Below are 3,083 nucleotides of genomic sequence, written 5' to 3' on the forward strand. Positions count from 1 at the left end.
ACCCCAGGCCCAGCAGGCGCTTGCCGCGGCCGGCATGCCCGCGGCCCCCAGTACCCTGGAAAGCCTGGCCAGTGCGCTTCCGGATGCGGATGCGGCACCGCCGGCCTCTCTGGGACACCCCCAGCAGGCCGTGGCGGACACTCCGTCCGGCGCCCACCACGACACCGTCGGGGCACTGGCATCCGCCCTGCACGGCGCCACGGGCGCACGGCAGGATGCCAGCGCCTCGTTCCTGCTGCCCCCTGGCAGCAGCCCGCTGACGCTGGGGGTGGCCACTCCGGTGGCCGCCACGCCAGCGTGGGGCGCCGACCTGGGCCGCCAACTGGTGGTATTGAGCCACGATGCCAGGCAAAACCTGCAAACCGCGGAACTGCGCCTCGATCCGCCGGATCTGGGTCCGCTACGTGTCACGCTGAGCGTCAACGATGGCGTGGCCAACGCCAGTTTCGTGTCCGCGCACGCCGCGGTACGCCATGCCGTCGAGGCGGCATTACCGCAACTGCAACAGGCGCTCGCCCAGGCCGGCCTGTCCCTGGGCCAGGCCAACGTGGGTGAACACGGCGCGCAATCGGGCTTCGACATGCAGCAGCAGGGCCAGGGCCGGGGCCAGGGTGGCGGCGGCAGCCAGCCGGACCACGGCACCGCCGTGGCGCAGGCCGTCGCCAGCACGCCGCGCCGCGGCGATGGCTTGGTCGACACTTTTGCCTAGGGCCTGCTTCCGGGCCGGCCGCGAAAGCGGGCGCCGGCCGGCCATGACACGAACCGCAATAGCCTGAGATACACGACTTTCGCCCTGTTTTTCGCCTGCAATCCCTGGCGCACTTTGGGGCAGAATCCCTTCATTCCCTAGTATCGATACCCTGATGGCCACTTCCACGACTTCTTCCTCGGCGCGCAGCAGCCTGCCGCGCGCCTCCGGCGGCAGCCCCCTGTTGCGCGGCATTTTCTGGCTGCTGGCGCTGGCGATCGTTTCCCTGGTGAGTGTCGGCGCCACCTGGTTCGTCATGCAGCGCGAATACGCCAAGAATCTTGCCCCGGTAAAACTCGGCGTGGGCCAGGCCGGCGGCCAGACATCGGAAACCATGTTCGTGGCACCGCCCGCCACTCCCGCCGCCGTGCCGGCCCCCATCTTCATTCCCCTGGAAGCGTTCACGGTCACCCTGAACGGCCAGGACAGCGAGCGCATTCTGCATGTCGGCGTCACGCTGCGCGCGGGCGACGAACAAACCCGCATGCGTCTCGAAAAATACATGCCGGAAGTACGCAGCCGCGTGCTGATGGTGCTGTCGGAACAATCGCCCGCCGCCGTGCAGACGCAGCAAGGCAAGGCTGACCTGGCCCGCGCCATCGTGGCGGCGGCCAACCGGCCGTTTTCGCCGCTGCCGGACGGCCAGCAAGTCAGCGATGCCCTGTTCACCGCTTTCGTGGTGCAGTAAGCATGGCCTACGAGGCGTTTCTTTCGCAAGATGAAGTCGATGCGCTGCTGGCTGGCGTCAACGGCGAAAGCGACAGCAAGGCCGCCGACGAGGCCAACGCGCGCGGCGCGCGCGCCTACGACCTGAGCTCGCCCGACCGCGTGGTGCGCCGGCGCATGCAGACGCTGGAACTGATCAACGAGCGGTTCGCGCGGCACCTGCGCCACCTGCTGCTGAACTTCATGCGGCGCAATGCCGACATCACCGTCGGCTCGATCAAGATCCTGAAATACGCCGATTTCGAACGCAACCTGCCGGTGCCCAGCAATCTGAACATGATCCAGATGAAGCCGCTGCGGGGCACGGCGCTGTTCACCTACGATCCCAGCCTGGTGTTCCTGGTCATCGACAGCCTGTTCGGCGGCGACGGCCGTTACCATACGCGCGTCGAAGGCCGGGACTTCACCACCACCGAGCAGCGCATCATCCGCCGCCTGCTCAACCTGACACTGGAAAGCTACGGCAAGTCATGGGAAGCGGTGTACCCGATCGAATTCGAGTACGTGCGTTCGGAAATGCATACCAAGTTTGCCAGCATCACTGGCAATAACGAAGTGGTGGTCGTCTCGTCGTTCCACATCGAGTTCGGCGCCACCGGCGGCGACCTGAACATCTGCCTGCCTTATTCCATGATCGAGCCGGTGCGCGACCTGCTGACGCGCCCGCTGCAGGAAACCACCCTGGAAGAAGTCGACCAGCGCTGGACGCACCAGCTGTCGCGCCAGGTGCGCAGCGCCGATGTCAACCTCAGCGCCGAATTCGCCTCGGTGCCGTCGTCCATAGGCGACCTGATGCGCATGAAAGCGGGCGATGTGCTGCCCATCGATGTGCCCGAAACCATCATCGCCAGTGTCAACGGCGTGCCGCTGATGGAATGCGGCTACGGCATTTTCAACGGCCAGTACGCCCTGCGCGTGCAAAACCTCTTTACCCACGAAAGCGATTCAAACGAGGCCCCCGACCATGACTGACACGAACCAGCCTGGCCAGACCGGCCCCGGTTCGTCCGCCCCCGCGGCCGACGACTGGGCCGACGCGCTTGCCGAGCAATCCGCGGCGGCCCAGCCCCCCACCCAGGCCGACGGCCTGAAACCCCAGGACGACTGGGCCGGCGCCATGGCCGAGCAGGCCGAAGCCGGCAAGAATGTATCGGCGACGCCGGCCGCTGCCGCCGCCCATCCGGCCAGCGGCTCGATTTTCAAGCCCCTGGCCGAAGCCGCTGGCGGCGCCGGCACCGACATCGACCTGATCATGGACGTGCCCGTCCAGCTCACGGTGGAACTGGGCCGCACCCGGCTGACGATCAAGAATCTGCTGCAACTGGGCCAGGGCTCGGTGGTGGAACTGGACGGCCTGGCCGGCGAACCGATGGATATCTTCGTCAACGGCTACCTGATCGCCCAGGGGGAAGTGGTGGTGGTCGAAGACAAGTATGGCATCCGGCTGACCGACATCATTACGCCGTCGGAGCGCATCAACCGCCTGAACAACCGCCGCTGACCGCCATGACGGAATCCGCCGTGCTGCGCGTGGTGATCGGGCTGCTGCTGGTCCTGGCCGCGATCCTGGTGTCGGCCTGGCTGGCGCGGCGCGCCGGGCTGGCCGGCC

General features: G+C 67.1%; 4 protein-coding genes and 1 pseudogene. All 5 read left to right on the forward strand.

The window, feature by feature from the left end:
- Positions 1 to 709 (forward strand): flagellar hook-length control protein FliK (locus tag LPZ50_RS23570; RefSeq protein WP_230665287.1); only part of this gene is annotated, 709 nt, incomplete at its 5' end.
- A gap of 154 nt (positions 710 to 863) precedes the next feature.
- Positions 864 to 1,436 carry a flagellar basal body-associated FliL family protein gene (locus LPZ50_RS23575; RefSeq protein WP_230665288.1) on the forward strand — a complete coding sequence of 191 codons (573 nt, stop codon included), beginning with the start codon at positions 864 to 866 and terminating at the stop codon, positions 1,434 to 1,436.
- 2 nt (positions 1,437 to 1,438) lie between these two features.
- Positions 1,439 to 2,446 (forward strand): flagellar motor switch protein FliM, encoded by a 1,008-nt coding sequence (gene fliM, locus LPZ50_RS23580; RefSeq protein WP_230665289.1) that lies wholly within the window; start codon positions 1,439 to 1,441, stop codon positions 2,444 to 2,446.
- Positions 2,439 to 2,975, forward strand: a complete 537-nt coding sequence (gene fliN / locus LPZ50_RS23585) for a flagellar motor switch protein FliN (RefSeq protein ID WP_230665290.1) — start codon at positions 2,439 to 2,441, stop codon at positions 2,973 to 2,975. The genes fliM and fliN overlap by 8 nt, the downstream gene beginning before the upstream one ends.
- Before the next feature lie 5 nt (positions 2,976 to 2,980).
- Positions 2,981 to 3,083, forward strand: a pseudogene (locus tag LPZ50_RS23590) (flagellar assembly protein FliO); the annotation flags it as partial.

Source organism: Bordetella petrii (assembly GCF_020991325.1).
GTDB lineage: Bacteria > Pseudomonadota > Gammaproteobacteria > Burkholderiales > Burkholderiaceae_B > Bordetella_A > Bordetella_A petrii_E.

Excerpts from the sequence above, each read along its gene's own strand:
- LPZ50_RS23575 (WP_230665288.1), top strand. The coding sequence starts at position 864 with ATGGCCACTTCCACGACTTCTTCCTCGGCGCGCAGCAGCCTGCCGCGC.
- fliM (WP_230665289.1), top strand. The coding sequence starts at position 1,439 with ATGGCCTACGAGGCGTTTCTTTCGCAAGATGAAGTCGATGCGCTGCTG.
- fliN (WP_230665290.1), top strand. The coding sequence starts at position 2,439 with ATGACTGACACGAACCAGCCTGGCCAGACCGGCCCCGGTTCGTCCGCC.